Consider the following 19,306-nt stretch of genomic DNA (forward strand, 5'->3'; position numbering starts at 1 on the left):
AGAGTAAATTTGTTGGGTGCCATTTCTGTTTAATGAGCAATGCATTAAAACGTTGAAGAGAATTAATAATGATAATAATAAAAAAAAACGTAAGTCCTACTTTAGCCCAGAACAACAAAATTCATAAAAGCATACTGCACTATCTATTAATAATATTAACGTTATCAATAGCCGTAGGTTGTTCGTCTTCAAGCAATAACTTAGCTGAAAAATCAATTATTAGTAAAAAATCAGTCAATAGTGAACAACCGATCAAAGGTCCTTATGAAATAGCCGCTGAGCAAAATTTACCCAGTGTAGTCAGCTATCAGGCACCGGAAGATTCATTGCGTTTTATCAACGAGCCTATTTTTAAATTTAATGATACGGTTTATCGTCACGTATTAAGTCCATTAGCGAAGGGTTATGAAAACCTTGTGCCTAAGCCGGTTGACACCAGTATACGGAACTTCTTTTATAATTTACGTGAGCCACTTTATGCGGTTAACCACTTACTACAAGGTGAATTTTCAGCGTCGGGTAAAAGTATCACTCGTGTGCTGATAAATACCACCCTGGGCTTACTTGGCTTATTTGATCCCGCTAATAGTTTGATGGAATTTGAGCGCAATAAAACCACTTTTGGTGATACCCTTGCCATCTATGGCGTAGGGCATGGCGCTTATCTTGTTTTACCTTTGCTTGGTCCGTCTGATTTGCGTGACACGGCGTCATTAACTTTTAACTACTTTGCACATCCTCTTAATTATATTAATGACGACACACTGGCCCAGCAGTTATTGTTTGTTGATGGCATACAAGCGCAAACCGCTATTTTAGCTAAATATCCTGATGTTTTGGCCAAGGTTGAAAACCCTTATGAGTTTGTGCGTAATTTATATATGCAAAACTTACAGCGTGACGGTCAAGAACGTCGAAAAGAAATTTTTAAAACTGAACAGCAAAAACAGTCAACAACCATGCCGGTGAATACTATTAACCCAGTAGTAGAAGAATGATGTTTAAACAAAATTCGACTATGTGGGCTTATGTTGTTTGTCTTGTTTTTACGTTATTGACCGCCGCATTAGCTTGGGAGGCAAAGCATTTTGAAATAGATGCATCGGCTGATACTTTGTTGGTTGATAATAATAAGCATTACATTCTAACCCAGCTTTCTGAACAACGTTATGGCTCTGAAGAGTTTATATTAATTGCCTTCAAACCACATAAGGGTCAGTTATTTTCAGCAGCTATTCTTAATTCCATTGCGACTATTGGTAATGAAATAGAAGCCATTCCTCGCGTTAAACAGGTAAAAAGTATTGTTAATGTGCCTATTTTTTCTTCAGCGAAAACATTTTCTGCTGAAGTTGAGAATTTAACGTGGCAAAAGCAAAAGTTTGATGAAAACACCTTATCGCTAAGTCTAAAAAAACACCCATTATATGAGGGCTTATTGGTTAACGAAGATCAAACCGCGCTGTCGTTACAGGTAGTTTTTAAGTCAGAGCAAAAAGTAGCGCAAATTAATCATGATATTATCGATATAAAACGTCATTTATTAACCAGAGATCTAACTAAACAAGAGCTTAATGCCCTTGAAGCGTTAAAACAGCAACAACAAGCCTACAATAAAAAATTTGAACAAACCCGTAGTGATGAAATTGAAAAAATTCGCGCTATTTTATTACCTTATAAAAAAGATGGCGATTTTTACCTCGGTGGTAATAACTTACTGTCTTATGAGTTAATTCAAATTATTGAGAATGACTTAGTACTTTTTGGTTCATTAATCATCTTGGTGGTTATTGTGCTGTTGTGGTTTTTGTTTAGACAATTAAGTTGGGTAATATTACCCATTGTTTGTTGTACAGCCAGTGTGGTGATGACCATAGGTTTATTAGCCGCACTTGATTTTAAAGTCACGGTTATTTCCGCTAACGTCTTTGCTCTGCAAATAATTTTGTCATTAGCTATGATCATTCATCTGATTGTTCATTATCAAGAACTCGTGACTGAAAATAGTGACTGGTCACATAAAAAACTAGTATTTTCAACTATTAAACAAAAAATTAAACCTTGTTTCTATGCCGGATTAACCACAGCTATTGGTTTTGGCTCGCTGATATTTAGTGGTGTTCAGCCGGTGATTAGTTTCGGTTGGATGATGGTTGTTGCTATGTTAGTCAGCTTTATTGTGAGTTTAGTTTTTTTCCCCGCATTATTATTGGCAATATTTAATAAACAAGACTTTGTAAAACAGCACCACCAAATTGAGCGTGGTATGAAAGCAAGTGCCAATTTTGTTAACAACCAACCTAAAAAAATTGTTTTTATCTCGCTGCTAGTCACTGCTATTGGCCTGTGGGGCTGCTTAAAATTAACCGCAGAAAATAGTTTTTTAAATTACTTTAGTGAATCAACCGACGTTCGAAAAGAATTAACTTTTATCGATCAACAATTTGGCGGTTCAACACCGTTTGACGTGTTATTTGATATTCCTGATGATCAAATTAAATCAGGTTTAGTTATTTCAGCCAGTACGGTGCAAACGGTCACAGCGATGCAAAATATGCTAGCAAAACAGCAAGCCATTGGTGCCATAACCTCGATCGCAGATTTTACTAAAATTGCCCAAGTGGTCAACGGTAAACCGCTAACAGAATATGAACTTACCGCGCTTTATAAAAGTTTAGACCCTAAGTTACAACAAGCGTTATTTGGGGCTTATTTTTCAGAAAAAGACAATCAAATACGTATTTCAATGCGAGTGCAAGACAGCACTGAGGGCTTAAATAGAGCTGATTTGTTGGCCGATATTCATCAGGAATTATTAGCCTTGGGCATCGACAAACAGCAGTATACGCTAACGGGGTTGTTTATCCTCTATCAAGATATATTGTCGCGTTTACTGGATTCGCAAATACTGACCATACTGATTGTTTACGGCGCTATGGCAATAACACTGATGATTATTTTTTCATCATTTAAAGTGGCCTTGATTGCCATTATACCTAATTTAATTACCACCTCAGTGATTATGGGCATATTAGGCATTTTTTCGATTCCATTAGATTTAATGACTATTACCATTGCTGCCGTTGCTATGGGTATTTCAATGGACGATACCATTCATTATGTCCATCGATCTTTAGCAGAAATAAAACTCGGGCAAGCAAGTAGTGAAGCTTGGGTTAAGCGGACTAATTTATCAGTGGGTTATGCCTTAATATATACCACTACAGTGATTGTTATTGGTTTTGGTACCTTGGTGTTTTCTGATTTTGTACCCAGTATGTTGTTCGGTTTATTAACCAGTATTGCGATGGTTATTGCCTTGGTGACTGACATAACAATACTACCGGTATTATTGAAAAAATATCTAGTTAAAAGCAAAGTTAAGCAAGCTGAACAAGCCCTAACATAAGAGCACTGTATTGTTAGTGTCGTGTTTTATTGCTTTAAGCGGGTAACAAAAGCTCTAAAAGCTCATTGATATCAATGAGCTTTTTTTTGCCTATTCATAAGCCTATTCACAACCCTGTTAAAGGTACTAAGGGTAGCTGTTACTAGGTTGTTAGCTTTAGTCTCTCTTTTACCCCGATAGTTTATGGTCGCTAAATGACTATAAATTTGAGTGTATTGCTCATATTTAGTCCACTTTTATAAAGTTATTACTCACTTGAGCTGTTTTTCCTGCGAACAATAAGGTCACAAACTTAATGTAAATGATATAATCTCACGGATAAAGTGTCATGTTGTGACCTTACTCAATTAAAAAATCCCCTAGTTATCTGGAAAATATAAATCATGCGCGTCACCGTATCTCAGTTTGCCACCGCTTTAAATGTTCAAGAAAACCTAGCAAGCTGTGTTCGCATGATAAATCAGGCGGCGGTGTGCCAACCATCGTTAATCGTTTTGCCTGAATTTTGTAATACTCAGTCTTCGTACGTCGACCATAACCAAGCTTGGCATCAAGCTTTAGCACTTGATGGTAGTTTTTTACAACAGATAGCACAGCAAGCGAAAAAGCATCACTGTTATATTATGCTTAGCGTAACACTTCGCCAAGACCTAACACGCGATCACCAAAACCCGGCGATCAAATCAAATATTAGTGTTACCTCCTGCTTGTTTTCAGCGCTCGGAGAGCTAATTCATCAAGCGGATAAACAGGTGCTGACAGCCCAAGAAAATGATTTTTTTATTAGCACCAATAAAGTTTCTGGCATTGTAACAAGCCCTTTTGGACAACTTGGACTGTTAGCCGGTAGCGATGGTATTAGCTTTGAACCATCACGCGCGCTTGCCTTAGGCGGCGGGCAATTATTATGTAATTCGCAGAGTTCATTTGCATTAGATCAAAGCCAGTTACATGACTTTGCTCGAGCAGTTGAAAATAATCTCTTTGTCGCCACAGCAAATAAAATTGGTTCGCTGTGGCAGCAAGAGCCATCACAACAATGTTTACAAGAACACTCAAAAGGGCACTCACAAGGGCAAGCACAAATATATGCTCCAGCAGAAAGTGACGATTTTTCAAGTCAAAATTCAAGGGCTGAAAAGCAGCCCATGGGCGTTGGCCATAGCCAAATAGTCTCTCCTAAGGGCAAGGTGTTAGCAAAGCTAGATCACAATGAAGAAGGGTTTGTTTTTGCTGATATCGACTTAGCTAGGGTAGGGTTGAGCAACAAATTGCGTCCTGATGGTACCAAGCTTATAAAACAACGACGACCTGAACTTTATCAACAGCAAAAACTAGCCCTGCAACAAGCAACTGAAACCACACTCAATGATACCGTGCCAGAAACGGCTAATGTTGCGATATTTGCCACCTATAAGTCTAACGAGCAAGCTATTGAAGATGTTTGTCATTACATTGAAAACAACCTTAGTGACATTATTCAACTACCCGAATTATTTTTTATCGCAGATAAAACAATCTCTAATAACACTGAGCAACTCGCTCAAGTGGCCTGTTTGTGTACTGAGCTCATTAAACAAATCAGTGCTGTGTTAAGACCTTTGCAATATGTGTGTACGAGTTTAGTTATTGATGGAGCGCATCATGCTGTGCTAATAAGCGAACAGGGGATATTTGCAACACAACAACAGCTACATTTTTGTCAAAGATATCAATGGACAGCATTAGGAAGTGAGCTGAAAATTATAGAGTTGCCGTTAGAGCAAGGTGTGATTAAGCTTGCTATGCTAACCGGTGATGACGCGAATATACCTGAAATGGTTAAGCTGGCGGCTTTAAAAAATATTCAGGTGTTACTTGTCCCGTTCGATATTCAAGAAGCAAGTGAGGTTGAATTTAGCTTGTTATCTTACGCCGCTGAACATAAAATTTGTATTGTTGCGGCCAGTCGCGAGAAAAGCTTTGCCGACCCTGTTCCTGCCGATTCTTCTGCTGATGCTTCTGGTAAGAACCGTGATACAGCTAAGGGTAGCAGTTCAAACAAAAAAAAAGTAAAACAGAAAAAATCCACAGGATTAATTGCTAATGTACCGGCAGAGTCAGGCTTATTAAATCCCTGGCAGTCAGATAAATTTAATGGCTATATCAACCAACCTTTGGTTAAGTATCAGCATGGTAAAATCACCAAAGCTGTTATTTATCCATTACTTAGGTTATAAAAATAAAATTGACTAAACAACTATTTAGTTAAAAAACAAAAAAACAGTTTAGTTAGCCTATTATGAAGTTATTAATATGAGTAATTATGCTTGTTCGCTATCTTGTTATAAAAATTTTGGAGAAGGTAAAATTGAATGAATTAACTCAGCAGTCAATAGGGTGTCCTTATTGTGGTGAAACAATTAAAGTGCTCATCGACTCATCCGACATGGAACAGCAATACATTGAAGATTGCCAAGTATGTTGTAAGCCAATAAATTTTTTGGTGACTAGCAGTATGGACGGTGATCTTAGCGTTCGTGTTTATAGTGAAGATGAAGCGTTTTAATTAAGACAGAAAAACCTAGATAGGTGACGCCAATCGCCAGCGGTTTTTAGCTATTGATAATTTTTATATCAATAGCTAATTAAATTTACATCATAGATGTCAGTGCTCTTTTGGTTTAAGTTTGGATTTAAGTTCGGGTATAAATTTGGCTTTAGGTTATGGTTTAATTTTTTGCTTAAGTTAGGCTATTACCCTGAATGAAAAATAACTTTTATATCTTGCTCGGAAATAGGGTAAAACCGTCCACGTTTATATTATAGTTTTGCTGCTTTTTTTGCAGGCAAGTGCACAAAATAGTACCTACCGAGTATTACCGTTAAAATACCACCAAGTACCAAGATTGATGACTCAATTAAGCGCAGGGAGATCAATTCACGGGTAAATATAACACCACCCATAGCAGCAATTATTGGCACCAATAACTGAACAGCCGCCGCTTGAGTGACTGACAGTGTTGTCAGTGCGATATACCAGACAAAATATCCGATGCCAGAGGCAATAGCGCCAGACAATACTGCGAGCAAAAATCCTGTCGAGGTGATGTATGCGTTATTAAAGCCAAAAATTATCAGGGCCAAAACAAAAGGTGAGGTTCTAAGGAAGTTATGAGCGGTATCGCTAAGCGCATTTTTAGATTTTCGTCCTATCAAGGTATAGAAGGCCCAAGCCATACCTGACATGCTCATCAGCATGAAGCCTAGCAATGACGGCGTGGTCAAACTAGGAATAACTAAATAGGCAAAGCCGCCAAAGGCAATACTTAAGCCTAACCATTCTGATAAATGCAACTTATTACCGGAAATTACGCTGGTAATAATCATGGTTATTTGTACTGCACCAAATAAAATAAGTGCTCCAGTGCCGGTATCTAATGAGATATAACCATAGGAAAAACTTACTGCGTAAATAAATAACATACTGGCGGCTAGCCAACTTCCCTTCGACTGACTCTCTATTTTTTCTGGCTTTGCTTTACTGGTTACCTTGATTAACGCTAACAATATAATAATACCCGACACCAGTCTTACAACCGTAAAGCTTGCGGCGTCAATGGTATTTTCACCCAATGCTAAGCGACATAGCACTGAATTAGCGGCAAAAGCTAAAAGAGCGAAAACGGTACTGACAATCATTTTTACAAGGTTTGTATTCAAGAAAATACCTTTTCAGAAAGTAATGCCATATTACTGGTAGATAAAATATGGTTAGTTCCACCAATACAGATAAGTACTTTATCACTAATGTAGTGTGATTAACCATTGCTACAATTAATCACTTTACATTAGTGATACCTAATATAGGTTGTGCTAATGTAGTGGTGAGGTAACTGATATCACCGCTAACAAAATTGACAGTATTAAATCTAGATAGTAGCTGTCTTGTTGATTTCGTTCTAACCTTTATTTGAACGTCTAAAACCTAAATACCCATTCAATAGAGATTAAAATGACAGACTTAACCATAAAGTGTTTTTTTGATGAAATAACGAATACGGCCACTTACCTAGTAGCAGACAGTATCGCAAAGCAATGTGTGATTATTGATTCGGTATTAGGTTTTGATATGTCATCAGGCGCGACATCAACGGCGTTAGCTGATGAAATTATTGATTTTGTCACAGAAAAAAAATGGCAGTGCTTGTGGATTTTAGAAACACACGCCCATGCAGACCATTTAACAGCTGCGTCATACCTGCAAAAAAATTTAGCTGGTAAAATCGCCATCGGTAAACATATTGTTGATGTACAAAAGATATTCAAGCCTATTTTTAATTTTGAAGCTGAATTTTGCACTGACGGACAACAGTTTGATCAACTTCTTCATGAAGGTGATGTACTTGAATTAGGCCGTTTCACCATTAAGGTATTACATACCCCTGGACACACACCAGCTTGTGTAAGTTACCTTATTGATAACAACGTTTTTGTTGGCGATACTTTATTTATGCCTGACTATGGCACCGCTCGGTGTGATTTCCCCGGTGGTGATGCTGAAACCTTATATCACTCCATTCAAAAAATATTTTCGCTGCCAGACAATACCTGTATTTTCATCGGACATGATTATAAAGCTGAGGGCAGAGACAAGTATGTTTGGCAAAGCAGTGTCGCTGAGCAAAAGTTGAAAAATATTCATATTAATAGCCATGTTTCAGCGCAAGAGTATGTCGCCTTTAGAAATAAAAGAGATATGACCTTGGCGATGCCAAAACTGATTTTACCCTCTGTGCAAATCAATATTCGAGCAGGGCACTTTCCGAAAGCCGCAGATAATGGCTTGCAGTATTTAACGCTACCTATAAATGCTTTTAAGTAATCAACCATGATCGAACTTATGCTTATTATTTTTGTTGCGATACTGATTGGCCTGAGTTTGGGCTTGCTAGGCTCAGGTGGTTCGATATTGACTGTGCCTGCGTTGACTTATATTGTTGGCCAAGATGAAAAAACCGCTATTGCAAGCTCACTCGCTATTGTAGGTCTAATTGCGTTTTCTGGGGCAGTAAAATTCCAACAAAATAAAATGATCCATTGGCCGGTTGTGTTGCAGTTTGGTTTGCCGAGTATGTTATTTAGCTATCTTGCAGCCGGGCTTTCTATTTACTTATCAGGTAGTGAACAGCTAAGTCTGTTCGCGGTGATTATGCTGCTAGCGGCATTTTCAATGCTCAAAGGTAAGGTTAACGCTCCTGATAAAACACTGAACTATAATGTTGTGCTTAGATTGGTTTTTATCGGCGCTATTGTTGGCAGTATTACCGGATTGGTTGGCGTAGGGGGCGGTTTTCTTATTGTTCCAGCATTACTTGCATTTACTCGGATGAATATGGTCTATGCCGTGGCAACGAGTCTAGCCATAATCACGCTGCAGTCTTTAACAGGTTTTATTAAATACTTTTCTATGTCAACACAGATAGATTTAAAATTAAACTGGCAAGTTATTGTTATTTTTGCCCTTATTGGTTCAGTTAGTAGTTTATTTGGTCAAAAACTAGCAACCAATGCACCTCAAGAAAAACTAAAGAAATTTTTTGCTATATTTTTATTAATCACCAGTGTGTCTATATTAATTCACTCAATTAGTGGCTTTTTTTAATACTTGGTTTAATTCCAGGTGCAGAAAACAAGATGATTTATGACAAAAGTACAGGAAATTAATCTAGATTTTATTTATAAACAGTAGCAGACCATAACAATGGAGAAGTATATGAAATTAATCAGTATTAATCTGTTATTAACCAGCGTTTTAGTCATGTCACCATTACTTGTTAATGCCGAGGAAACCCTGCCTATGCAAGATATTCAGCAAGCGCGTTCTTTGGTAAAGGCTTTTGGCAGCGATTTAAAATCTGTCTTAATCACGACGATGAAATCAGCCGGTCCTATCAAAGCACTAGAGGTGTGTAATACACAAGCCGAACCTATTGCTGAAAAAAATTCTGCCTTGTCAGCATGGGATATCGCTCGAACTTCACTGAAAGTGCGAAATAAAAGCAATGCACCTGATGTTTGGGAAACAACTATTTTACGCCAGTTTGAAATACGCAAAGCGGCAGGAGAAGATATAAATACCATGGAGCATTCTGAGGTAGTGCAAGTAGGTGAGAAAACTGTTTTGCGTTATATGAAGGCAATACCTACGGGTGGCTTATGTCTAGCATGCCATGGCAGTAAGTTAGCTGATGACGTAAGTAGTAAAGTCAACGCGTTATATCCAAACGATCAAGCCACAGGTTTCAAGTTGGGTGATATTCGCGGCGCATTTACCTTACAGAAAATAAAGCTTTAGGTATTTTTACCATACTAGTTTGATAAACCAGTAAGATAAAAGTTGGGCTAATTTATTTTGCTGGTTTTTAAGTTAATAATTTTAAGAAACGATAGGGTATAATTATTTATCATCTTTTTCTTAGAGTTAATATTATCCACCAAGCAGATAAAAAAGCAATAAATCAGCAATTTTCCTCTGAAGCTGTATCTATATCAGAAACCAATACCGAACTTAAAGTGGCTACTTTTAATTTGTTCAATTACCTTGAACCCCCTAATGCTTTTTATGATTTTGAGCGAATTTATAGCGCAGAGCAATGGCAAAAAAAGCAAAAATGGGTGGCTGATTATTTGGCTGAACATCAGCCAGATATTATTGGTTTTCAGGAGGTTTTTAGTACAGAGTCGTTAAAAGCATTAGTCACTGGGCAGGGCTATACTTATTTCGCCGTAGTTGATCAACCGCGGGTCATAGATGATTTTATTTACCAACGTCCTGTTGTCGCCATAGCTTCACGTTATCCTATTGTTGAAGTTAATGCGGTAAAACCAAACACTGAACTTGCCGAAGGTTTAGGTTTAGCTAACGACTTTTCTTTTAGTCGTAAAGTCATCAGAGCAACAATTGAAGTACCTCATATGGGTCACTGTGACTGTTATGTGGTGCACTTTAAATCTAAACGTTCAATGCTTGAAGTTGATGAGCAAGATAAAAAACGCTCAGCAGAAAAAACCATTATTGATAGCTTAAAAGCACAAGTAGCGGGCGGTTGGGGTTCCACTATACAGCGTGGTAGCGAAGCAACCTTATTAATGATTGATATGATTGAACGACGAGAGGCAACTGCTTACCCTATGATATTAATGGGTGACTTTAATAATAGCTTAGCTGATGGCGTGTTAAGTCATTTACTCACGAACACCTTACGCTTTGTTTCTGCGATTGACCGTGATGCTTATCTGGCCAAATATTGTTTAAACGACGCTTGGGATTTATTCCAAGTAGCACAAACTAATGACAGCTATGAAAATAAACCCGCTAGTCAAGCAGAAAAGGTAACGCGTACCCCGACTCATTACTTTGGTGCTGGCAGCTCGGTACTCGATTACCTTTTATTTTCCTGTGAATTTGATGCCGGTTATCACGACAGTCTTTATCAAGTCAGTGACTATCACACATATGATCGACATTTAATTAATCCTATTTTTGAACGTGATGGCGAAAGTACCGATCATGGTATTGTGTTAGTGACATTAACGTTAAGATCATAAGGTTTGATAGGACTCACTTGTCAGTCTTTTCTAAGTTGGACTTTAGTGCCTTAGGTTTTAATCGATAGCTGAAAGCTGATAGCTTTCAGCTATCAGCTTTCAGTTAACAGAATACAATAGCTGACAGTTTTTGCTTACTTGTTTGTTTGGCTTTTGCTTATTGGGTTTTGTCTTTGTTTAGCGGTTAACGGAATAAATTCCTAGCTGCAAAGCATTGCCCAAGGTGATGTTATCCCCCTAGTACTATGTAGGTTTAATGTCGGTTGGCTTTAGTCTGTTATATTCATCTTTTTTAACTGCCTTGCTAGGGTATCTATAATACTAAAGGCATTAGTGCTATGTAATACGCTGTCTGAACTCCAAATATTTGTCACACCCATATCCTTAAGCCTTGTTAAGGCGTTATCAACAAAAAAGGCATGAGTGACTATGATTGAAATACTCATAGGGGATTGTTGTTGTATTTGTTTAACGGCTTGTTCTAGGGTTTTTCCTGTGCTGGCAATGTCATCGACAATGATCACGTCTCGGTTGCTTAAGCTTACGGCTTTAATGTTATTTTTATCCTGTGTGTTCAAGCTGACCGCAACGTTTTTATCACCAAAACGCGCTTTTTTCGCAATCACATAAGGCCATTGGTGCGGTTGAGCGATAGCTTTTACCCACTGCTCAGACTCTTCATCAGGGCCAATAAGGACAGGTTGACTAAAATGTTGTTGTAAAAACTGTGACATAGCACCCGTAGCATGCAAAGCGCAGGCTTGAGTAATGGGAATGGCTTCACTTAGGTTATTGATACGGTGTAAGTGTGGGTCGATAGTGATTACGCTATCAAAATAAGCGGCAAGCAAGTTACCCATAATTTTTTGACTAACAGCTTCTCCGGGATTAAAAGCCATATCTTGCCGCATATAGCATAAGTAGGGTGCTACTAAGGTGATGTGCTTAACGCCTTGGTTTCTGGCGGCTGCTGCCGTGATGATCAGTTCAGTAATCTTTGCATTGGGGTTATTTAATGTTCGGCAAATAATAATATGCTTTGGCAGGGTTGTTGGCAAAGTTACCTTGGTTTCACCATCAGGAAATTGGTGTAACTCTACCTGCTTAAACGCCGCCGATAAACTTTTAGCTAGCTGCTGAGCAGGTAACAAATAATCATCAAAGCCTAGTATTAAGGTCATTGTTGCTCCTAAGGACTGATATTAAATAAAATAGTTGTCGTCTGTTGAGGGGGGATTTTTCGCTATCACATAAGCATTGTTCTCATGGGCAAATTGTGTCGAAAATTCAAAATCACTTTTAAAACTGGCATAGATAATAAAGAGTGTGTCACCTTTTTTGACTTTATCGGCTACTTTTTTAATCAGATCAACACCGGCGTTTTTCTCTATAGGGGCACCCGCTAAACTCGCTATATGGGCAATATTTAAGTTGTTTATAGCGCTAATATAGCCACTTTTACTTGCGAGCATGGCATATTCTAATGGGGCTTTACCTTGTTTTTTGGGTTGTGCTCCTTGTGCAAGGATAATGGCTTGCATTTTTTCAAAGGCTCGGCCCGATTCCAAAATGTCTCGGGCAATATTGTAACCTTGTCCACCTCTTACATCGGGGTCAAACTCTAAAATCCTACCGGCTAAACGTAGCGATTTTTCACGTAAATCACTGGGTGCATTTTTGTGGTTAGTTAACACTTGTTGGACATCTCTTGCCTCTAATGCAGGGCCTACACCATTGCCGATCGGTTGAGAACCATCACTGATCACTACATCGATATGTAAACCAAAGAGGTCGCCAATATATTCAAATAATTTCCTTAGGGCTAACGCCGCTTGGTTATTGTGAATTTTAGCAGATGGACCTACAGGTATATCAATGAGCAGATGTGTTGAACCCGCGGCTATTTTTTTAGATAAAATAGAGGCAACCAGCTGTCCGGTTGAGTCCATTGATAAAGGGCGTTCAACCGAAATTAAAATATCATCAACAGGTGCTAGTCTTGCTGTGCCACCCCAGGTCAACATGGCACGATGTTGGTGTACTACCTTTTTCATTTCTTCAATAGAAAGCTCTACGTTAGCTAACACTTCCATGGTGTCGGCGGTACCCGCAGGTGAGGTAATGGCTCGGCTAGACGTTTTAGGCATTAACATACCGTGTGCCGCGACAATTGGCATCACTATCATAGTCGTACGATTACCAGGTATACCGCCTATACAATGTTTATCAACAACTATGTTTTCACCCCAGTTTAAAACTTCGCCGGTATCCACCATAGCTTTTGTTAAAAAAAACACTTCTTGTCGCTCTAAGCCATTATGGCTACAGGCGACTAAAAATGCGGCAATTTCCATTTTGGAATAACGGTTTTCTAAAATATCTTGGCAAATAAGGTGAAACTCATCTTTTTTTAACGATTCACCGGCAATTTTACGATGTACGGCTTTAAGTGATATGGGTGGCTTAGCTGGCGCAATTCTTACGTCAATACCCTGTTCTTTGCCTAATTGTTTAAAAGCTTGAATACTTAAACCAAGCTCATTAATATCAACAATAGTGCAGTCATCAACAATGTTTAATACCGCAAGCACCGGACCACCATTGCCCGCTATGTAAATTTCTATCTTCATTAACGCCTGAAAACCCTCGGTGCGATAGAGTGGGCAATCGCGATGCAAGTAGGCAACATTTTCTTTAAAGGTGTCAATGGCAACAGCTTTTAGTTTTAACATAAGGTGAAAAGTCCTTCTCACTAAGATAATGGTTAGGGCCGAGCTTTACTAAGGATGTAACCCTCTTCATACTTTATTTAGTATTGTTTTGTAATCGGTTTTTGTAAGTTGGGTTTTACCTCATCATCTTGATTTAATATTTAATTTGGGCTATTAAAAGGCTTAACCTGAAGGCATAAATTCCAACTTATAAAAAGCCATGGTGATCAACGAGTTGGCTCAGGTTAAAATATAGTGAATTAAAACTGTTTGGCTGTTTATGTGTTTTGGTGACTGGGCAGTGATAAAGCGGCAAAACTAGTTTTGCCGCTTTATAAACCCAGTATTTAATTAATGTTTAGATCATGTAAAAGCTATACTTATTTTTGGGCCCCGAACGCACTGTTTTGATAAGGTTATTCATCAAAACGTACAGCGAGTACATCACATTTTGCGCCGTGTAAAAGGGAATTTGCGGTGGAGCCTAATAATAATCGTAAACCATGCACGCCATGACTGCCGGTTATAATCAAATCTACTTTATGCTGCTCAGCAAAGGCTAATATTTCCTCACTTGTTTGTCCTACGGGTATATGCAGGTTTTTCTCAGCAATATTAAGCCTTTTAACCAAAGGTTGTAGGGCCTCTTTGGCGCGGTCTTGAAATACTTTTGTTGCACTAACACTGTCTGAAGCGTCAAGGTTAGGCACAACGCCATACATACCACTATAGTAAATGTTAGCTATTGGCTCTACCACGTGGATAATACTCAGTTTAGCTTGAGTCAGCTGCTGTAATTTTTCGACCTTATCTTCAATATAACTTTTAGTTTCATTTAGCTCTGTAGCAAATAAAATGTGCTTATACATAAATTTCTCCCTTGTTTAGATAATAATATTTTGCTTATAGCTAGCTTGCACGACATTAGCTTGGTATTGATGTTTTAATTTTTGTGCTAATACGCTCATGGCTTCTTCTTCGCCATGCACCAGCACTACGGGCGGTGTATTTTCAAAGCCTTGATACCATTCTAATAATCCTTGTTGGTCGGCATGGGCTGAAAAACCTCCAACGGTGTGAATTTGGGCATTAACTTGTACCTTTTCACCCCATAAATTAATATTTTCAGTTCCGTCAACAAGTGACCGGCCTAAGGTGCCTTTGGCTTGAAAGCCAACAATAATCACGTGGGCATTTTTCCGCCAAATGTTATGTTTAAAATGGTGTTTAATTCGGCCTCCTGTGCACATACCACTACCGGCAATAATGATTGCACCTGAGTTTATTTGATTGATCATCATTGAGTATTCAGTTGTTTCTGACATGTGCAGGTTAGGTAAATCAAATATACCCTGATTATTTTCTTCAACATCGGTCGCTTTTTTATCATAAATTTCCCTGTGTTTGGCATAGACTTTGGTTGCTTTTATCCCCATAGGGCTATCGAGAAAAATTTGCCAGTCAGCCAGTTGCCAGGCGTCAAAGTGTTGTTTAAATTCATAGAGTAACTCTTGCGTTCTACCAACAGTAAAAGCTGGAATTAATATATTGCCTTTGCTGCTTTTAGCATGGGCAATAATATCGCCCATTTCTTGCCAAGTATCCGCCCAACTGCGATGGAGTCGGTCTCCATAAGTGCTTTCCATTATCACGAGATCAGCATATTTAACTTGAAAAGGATCACGCAAAATAGGGGCGTTTTTATGACCTAAATCACCACTAAAAACAACTTTTTTACTTTCGCCATTTTCAGTCAGCGTTAATTCAACAATAGCTGAACCAATAATGTGGCCTGCATCTCTGAGGGTGAGTTTAACGCCTGAACAAATTTCTAGTTCTTTATCATAGCTAAGGCCTTGAAAATATTGTAGTGTTCTGGTCGCTTCTTCAGTGGTGTAAAGTGGTTCTATTAATGCTAAGCCTTTACGTTCACGTTTTTTGTTTTCCCATCGTGCTTCTTTTTCATGGATATAACCAGAATCAACCAGCATAATTTCAGCTAGATCTGCGGTCGCACTATGGGTGTATATATTGCCATGATAACCTTCTTTTATTAGCATGGGTAAACGCCCTGTGTGATCAAGATGAGCGTGGCTAACAATTACGGCATCAAGTTGAGCAACATCAAACGGGAAGGGGTCATGATTGTGTCGCTCATGATTTTTAGAGCCTTGTAACATGCCACATTCGAGTAATATGTTTTTATGATTAACTTGTATCAAATAGCACGAACCAGTAACTTCTCTGGTAGCACCAAAAAATTTAATATTCATTTAAAACTCCCGTAATCATTAATGTGGATAGTATTGATATTTGGTGTGTTGATAAGGTACTAGTTGATAATTGGGCTGTAAAAAAGAGACTAAATCAATAAGTTCAGTAACGGTCATAACATCATTAAAGATCTTCATATTTGATTGTCCATCGGCAGCTTTTGCTGCTGGCATATATGGGCTAGCAAATTTATGCGAAGGATTGATAACCGAGGTCACTAATTCTGCGTAAGTGACTATTTTGGTTTTATTCCCACCAATAGTAATGGCAATAGTTGGATGTTTTTCAACCTTTGTCTCTGCAATCTCAAGATCTTTAACCTTGTTAAGTGTGTGGCAAGCTGAACATTTAAACTTTAAAAATACTTTTTTTCCTGAGTCAATATTGCCTTTAGGTAAACTAAATCCTTTTGGTGAATCAACGCCTTTACTACAACTCAGTAGTGTTAACGACGCAATGATAAGTAAAGTAAGCAGGGTATATTTCATTATTAATCCTTAATTTTTTTGGCCGGTTTAGCTAAACCACTCATTAATTCCACTATTAATTCAATCACTTATTTAAGCCCTTATTTAATAAGTAATGGGAAAATAAGGGCTGCACTTTTGAACTGACTTTTTCTAGAGCATTTGAAATACTGTCATCGTTAATATCACGCCTTTAACGTTTGATAATAAAACCTATAGTTTCTTTTTCTATAGCAAAGTATTACGCCTAATTACTTAGGTATAGCCTACTCAGCGGCCCACTCAAGCAGTAAATATATGCTGCTATTACCGCACAATATAAACTAGCGTATTGTGAAAATACCACTCACAGTTTGTCCCATTAATATTGTCTACAGAAACATCGGCTACAGATCACTTAATAATCTAATGGTATTTAGCTTGGCAGCTAGTTCCTCAGGTAGCACTAGTTTATAAGGCCCAATATTGATTAAGATCAATATTGGCTTAATTGGTAGGTAGTTAACCCTAATATTGAGGAGGTACTGACAAGAGCGAGTGCAAATTTAGATAAATAGATGAAAAAATAGTGTTGATTTGGCTGTTCACTCATGTCTTATTTGGTGGTTTTCGATAGGTTTTTGTCAGCTTATAACTATAATGATGGTATTTCAATGTTGTATTACAGAGATGATCTATGTTGAGCTAGGTTTCAGGGTTAAGTTCATCTGATTATTAAAGCTAGTCAAAGACAGTGACAACACAAGAATGAGCAATGTTTCAGCAAAATAAAGGTGAGTATTATAGACATAATATAGCTATTGTCGTGTGACTAAAAATTAAATGTAGCAGGTTTTTATTTTTATCTCAGAATAATAGCAATCAAGGTATTTTTTTAATTTCACTTAAAAACAAAGACTTATTTTTTATATTGGTAACGCGTAACTATAAAGCTATACCTTACAGCGAACAGAAGTAATGACACAGGCAATATATTTGCATTAATAAACAACAGGTGTGAGTAAATGCTGTTGTTTAGCAGAATAATCGAATAAGTCAAAGCCCTGGCCAGTTTATTAGTGGCTAAATTAGCATCAGCGTAGATGTTGGCTAATATTACTAAACCTGTTAGTACTTAGCGGTTTTTAAACATTTAAATATTGATACAGAATATTTACTCAGTGCAGGAATTTTGTATCAACTATTTAATGAGGTATAAAATATGATCGAAAACCCCTGGGACAGATGAGGAAATTAAATTGGCTTTATTGTTTTATTTATCGCTGCAAGTTTATTCTTATAAATTATAGTTATAGTTATGGGTTGGTGCGTGTAAAGTCTGTACGCCTTGAGTGCATTTTGCAAAGTCCGTACTAGCCTTTTTTGATCCGGATTGATTATTTCAAGAGATATAAGGGATGAATATGGCTAAAAAAGCACGTAATAGTAAAAGTAGCACGGCTAAGGTTGTTATCGGTAAGCCCAACAAAGGTATTAATTTACTTGGTTCTTCGTTGGGTCTGTCTGGTGTCAGGACGAAAAATCGCCAGCACCGAGTTAAACCAGGAGCCTTACCTGGTATTGAACATATTGCCGATGCTTCTACTGCCCCTGCACCTGACAGCATTTGTATTCATTATATCGATTATTGTGCTAGTCAACTTGAAACCGGTAATGTTACTGATCTTGATGAATTTCTTGCTAAGCCACTGCTTGACTGGGTAACTGTCAGATGGATCAACATCAGTCCACCGCACCCTTATGTCATTAATCAATTTCGGCAACATTTTGAGTTTCACACGCTAGCGGCAGAAGACGTTATGCATATTCCTCAACGTCCTAGAGTCGAGCTATTCGATGATCATCTGTTTGTAGTATTGCGTATAATGCAACTGATTCAAGCCGGACCTAGCAATATCAATAATATAGCAAGGAGTAAGGAACTAGATTCTGAGCAAGTCAGTCTTTTTCTTTATGATAATGTCTTGATCACCTTTCAGGAAAAAAAGGGTGATGTCTGGCAACCTATCCGTGACCGATTACAAAAAGATAACGTGCGCATTCGTAAAAATGGCACAGATTATCTGCTCTATGCACTACTTGATGCCATTGTTGATCATTGTTTTCCGGTGCTCGAGCAATATGGTGATGTGCTTGAAGAGCTTGAACAGGTCACGCTGAATAACCCCTCAGTGGAAGTTTTGCACAGCATCCATAGTGTTAAACAGCAACTTGCCCTTTTACGACGTATTGTTTGGCCGATGCGAGAAGTTGTTGATCAACTCTATCGTGAGGAGGATGGACGCATCACTGATGCCACCAAACCTTATTTGCGTGATGTCTATGAGCACACAATTCAAATTGTCGAGATTATAGAGTCCTATCGTGAGATGGCTAGTGGCCTGACCGATTTATACATGTCTGCCGTGTCAAATCGTATGAATGAAATCATGAAGGTGTTAACTATTATGGCCTCAGTGTTTATTCCATTAACCTTTATCGTGGGTGTTTACGGGATGAATTTTGAGTATATGCCGGAATTAACTTGGCGCTGGGCTTATCCAGCAATATGGTGTGTTTTTATCTTGCTTACCATCGCTATGCTATTTTATTTTTGGCACAAAGGCTGGATTGGCAAAAATTAGCTTAGGTTAACGCCAATACCATTTATTCATAAAGCTAAGCTATATAAAAAAGCAAAATTAAAATCTCGTTTCTTGCATAAAAATATCAGTTGTAAGTAGATTCACAAGAAAAAGGCAGCAGATAAATTTAGTAGTGGTTAATCGGTGACATTATTTAGGCTGAAATAGCTAAAAAAGCGCAGAGGGTTAAACAACAACACCTGCGCCAATTATCAGACAGACCAATTATAA

15 protein-coding genes are annotated in these 19,306 nt (G+C 38.0%); 9 read left to right on the forward strand and 6 right to left on the reverse strand.

Annotated elements, in window-relative coordinates; all coding sequences use genetic code 11:
- Nucleotides 1-68: 68 nt before the first annotated feature.
- The 4 genes from H4J54_RS02945 (at nucleotide 69) to H4J54_RS02960 (ending at nucleotide 5,957) form a co-directional block, all read left to right on the forward strand.
- The gene (locus H4J54_RS02945) at nucleotides 69-998 is read left to right on the forward strand and encodes a VacJ family lipoprotein (protein WP_182189416.1); all 930 of its coding nucleotides are present in this window, start codon (nucleotides 69-71) and stop codon (nucleotides 996-998) included.
- Entirely contained in the window at nucleotides 995-3,409 is a 2,415-nt protein-coding gene (locus H4J54_RS02950) for an RND family transporter (RefSeq protein ID WP_220464219.1), read from the forward strand. Before H4J54_RS02945 ends, H4J54_RS02950 begins: the two co-directional genes overlap by 4 nt.
- A gap of 383 nt (nucleotides 3,410-3,792) precedes the next feature.
- Complete coding sequence (locus H4J54_RS02955; RefSeq protein WP_182189419.1) at nucleotides 3,793-5,628, forward strand: nitrilase-related carbon-nitrogen hydrolase; 1,836 nt, start codon at nucleotides 3,793-3,795, stop codon at nucleotides 5,626-5,628.
- A 131-nt stretch (nucleotides 5,629-5,759) separates the two neighbouring features.
- A complete protein-coding gene (locus H4J54_RS02960; protein ID WP_182189421.1) occupies nucleotides 5,760-5,957 on the forward strand; it encodes a CPXCG motif-containing cysteine-rich protein in 198 nt (65 codons plus the stop codon).
- Between the two features lie 254 nt (nucleotides 5,958-6,211).
- Here the strand turns inward: H4J54_RS02960 and H4J54_RS02965 are convergent, their stop codons facing one another.
- Entirely contained in the window at nucleotides 6,212-7,111 is a 900-nt protein-coding gene (locus tag H4J54_RS02965) for a DMT family transporter (RefSeq protein ID WP_310650111.1), read from the reverse strand.
- A gap of 292 nt (nucleotides 7,112-7,403) precedes the next feature.
- Between H4J54_RS02965 and H4J54_RS02970 the strand changes: the two genes are divergently transcribed.
- The 4 genes from H4J54_RS02970 to H4J54_RS02985 all read left to right on the forward strand — a co-directional run bounded on the left by H4J54_RS02970 (nucleotide 7,404) and on the right by H4J54_RS02985 (nucleotide 10,999).
- On the forward strand, nucleotides 7,404-8,273 hold the full coding sequence (locus tag H4J54_RS02970) for an MBL fold metallo-hydrolase (RefSeq protein WP_182189424.1): 870 nt from the start codon (nucleotides 7,404-7,406) through the stop codon (nucleotides 8,271-8,273).
- A gap of 6 nt (nucleotides 8,274-8,279) precedes the next feature.
- Nucleotides 8,280-9,053 (forward strand): sulfite exporter TauE/SafE family protein, encoded by a 774-nt coding sequence (locus H4J54_RS02975; protein ID WP_220464218.1) that lies wholly within the window; start codon nucleotides 8,280-8,282, stop codon nucleotides 9,051-9,053.
- 111 nt (nucleotides 9,054-9,164) lie between these two features.
- Nucleotides 9,165-9,746: a DUF3365 domain-containing protein gene (locus tag H4J54_RS02980; protein WP_182189426.1), complete on the forward strand. Its 582-nt coding sequence runs from the start codon at nucleotides 9,165-9,167 to the stop codon at nucleotides 9,744-9,746.
- Nucleotides 9,747-9,964: 218 nt separating this feature from the next.
- Nucleotides 9,965-10,999 carry an endonuclease/exonuclease/phosphatase family protein gene (locus tag H4J54_RS02985; protein WP_310650110.1) on the forward strand — a complete coding sequence of 345 codons (1,035 nt, stop codon included), beginning with the start codon at nucleotides 9,965-9,967 and terminating at the stop codon, nucleotides 10,997-10,999.
- A gap of 269 nt (nucleotides 11,000-11,268) precedes the next feature.
- On the opposite strand, the gene H4J54_RS02990 is transcribed toward H4J54_RS02985, so the two are convergent.
- The 5 genes from H4J54_RS02990 to H4J54_RS03010 form a co-directional block, all read right to left on the reverse strand.
- Nucleotides 11,269-12,180, reverse strand: a complete 912-nt coding sequence (locus tag H4J54_RS02990; protein WP_182189428.1) for a ribose-phosphate diphosphokinase — start codon at nucleotides 12,178-12,180, stop codon at nucleotides 11,269-11,271.
- 21 nt (nucleotides 12,181-12,201) lie between these two features.
- The gene (locus tag H4J54_RS02995) at nucleotides 12,202-13,731 is read right to left on the reverse strand and encodes a thymidine phosphorylase family protein (RefSeq protein ID WP_182189429.1); all 1,530 of its coding nucleotides are present in this window, start codon (nucleotides 13,729-13,731) and stop codon (nucleotides 12,202-12,204) included.
- A 395-nt stretch (nucleotides 13,732-14,126) separates the two neighbouring features.
- Nucleotides 14,127-14,579: a universal stress protein gene (locus H4J54_RS03000; protein ID WP_182189430.1), complete on the reverse strand. Its 453-nt coding sequence runs from the start codon at nucleotides 14,577-14,579 to the stop codon at nucleotides 14,127-14,129.
- 15 nt (nucleotides 14,580-14,594) lie between these two features.
- Nucleotides 14,595-15,983: an MBL fold metallo-hydrolase RNA specificity domain-containing protein gene (locus H4J54_RS03005; RefSeq protein ID WP_182189431.1), complete on the reverse strand. Its 1,389-nt coding sequence runs from the start codon at nucleotides 15,981-15,983 to the stop codon at nucleotides 14,595-14,597.
- 18 nt (nucleotides 15,984-16,001) lie between these two features.
- Entirely contained in the window at nucleotides 16,002-16,472 is a 471-nt protein-coding gene (locus tag H4J54_RS03010; protein WP_182189432.1) for a c-type cytochrome, read from the reverse strand.
- A 1,382-nt stretch (nucleotides 16,473-17,854) separates the two neighbouring features.
- Between H4J54_RS03010 and corA the strand changes: the two genes are divergently transcribed.
- Entirely contained in the window at nucleotides 17,855-19,075 is a 1,221-nt protein-coding gene (corA, locus tag H4J54_RS03015) for a magnesium/cobalt transporter CorA (RefSeq protein ID WP_182189434.1), read from the forward strand.
- Nucleotides 19,076-19,306 lie beyond the last annotated feature (231 nt).

It is taken from the genome of Colwellia sp. MB3u-8 (assembly GCF_014076985.1).
GTDB lineage: Bacteria > Pseudomonadota > Gammaproteobacteria > Enterobacterales > Alteromonadaceae > Cognaticolwellia.

Bases quoted from the DNA above. Each gene is read 5' to 3' on its own strand.
- H4J54_RS02945 (WP_182189416.1), top strand. From the start codon at position 69: ATGATAATAATAAAAAAAAACGTAAGTCCTACTTTAGCCCAGAACAAC.
- H4J54_RS02950 (WP_220464219.1), top strand. From the start codon at position 995: ATGATGTTTAAACAAAATTCGACTATGTGGGCTTATGTTGTTTGTCTT.
- H4J54_RS02955 (WP_182189419.1), top strand. From the start codon at position 3,793: ATGCGCGTCACCGTATCTCAGTTTGCCACCGCTTTAAATGTTCAAGAA.
- H4J54_RS02970 (WP_182189424.1), top strand. From the start codon at position 7,404: ATGACAGACTTAACCATAAAGTGTTTTTTTGATGAAATAACGAATACG.
- H4J54_RS02975 (WP_220464218.1), top strand. From the start codon at position 8,280: ATGATCGAACTTATGCTTATTATTTTTGTTGCGATACTGATTGGCCTG.
- H4J54_RS02980 (WP_182189426.1), top strand. From the start codon at position 9,165: ATGAAATTAATCAGTATTAATCTGTTATTAACCAGCGTTTTAGTCATG.
- H4J54_RS02990 (WP_182189428.1), bottom strand. From the start codon at position 12,180: ATGACCTTAATACTAGGCTTTGATGATTATTTGTTACCTGCTCAGCAG.
- H4J54_RS02995 (WP_182189429.1), bottom strand. From the start codon at position 13,731: ATGTTAAAACTAAAAGCTGTTGCCATTGACACCTTTAAAGAAAATGTT.
- H4J54_RS03000 (WP_182189430.1), bottom strand. From the start codon at position 14,579: ATGTATAAGCACATTTTATTTGCTACAGAGCTAAATGAAACTAAAAGT.
- H4J54_RS03005 (WP_182189431.1), bottom strand. From the start codon at position 15,983: ATGAATATTAAATTTTTTGGTGCTACCAGAGAAGTTACTGGTTCGTGC.
- H4J54_RS03010 (WP_182189432.1), bottom strand. From the start codon at position 16,472: ATGAAATATACCCTGCTTACTTTACTTATCATTGCGTCGTTAACACTA.
- corA (WP_182189434.1), top strand. From the start codon at position 17,855: ATGGCTAAAAAAGCACGTAATAGTAAAAGTAGCACGGCTAAGGTTGTT.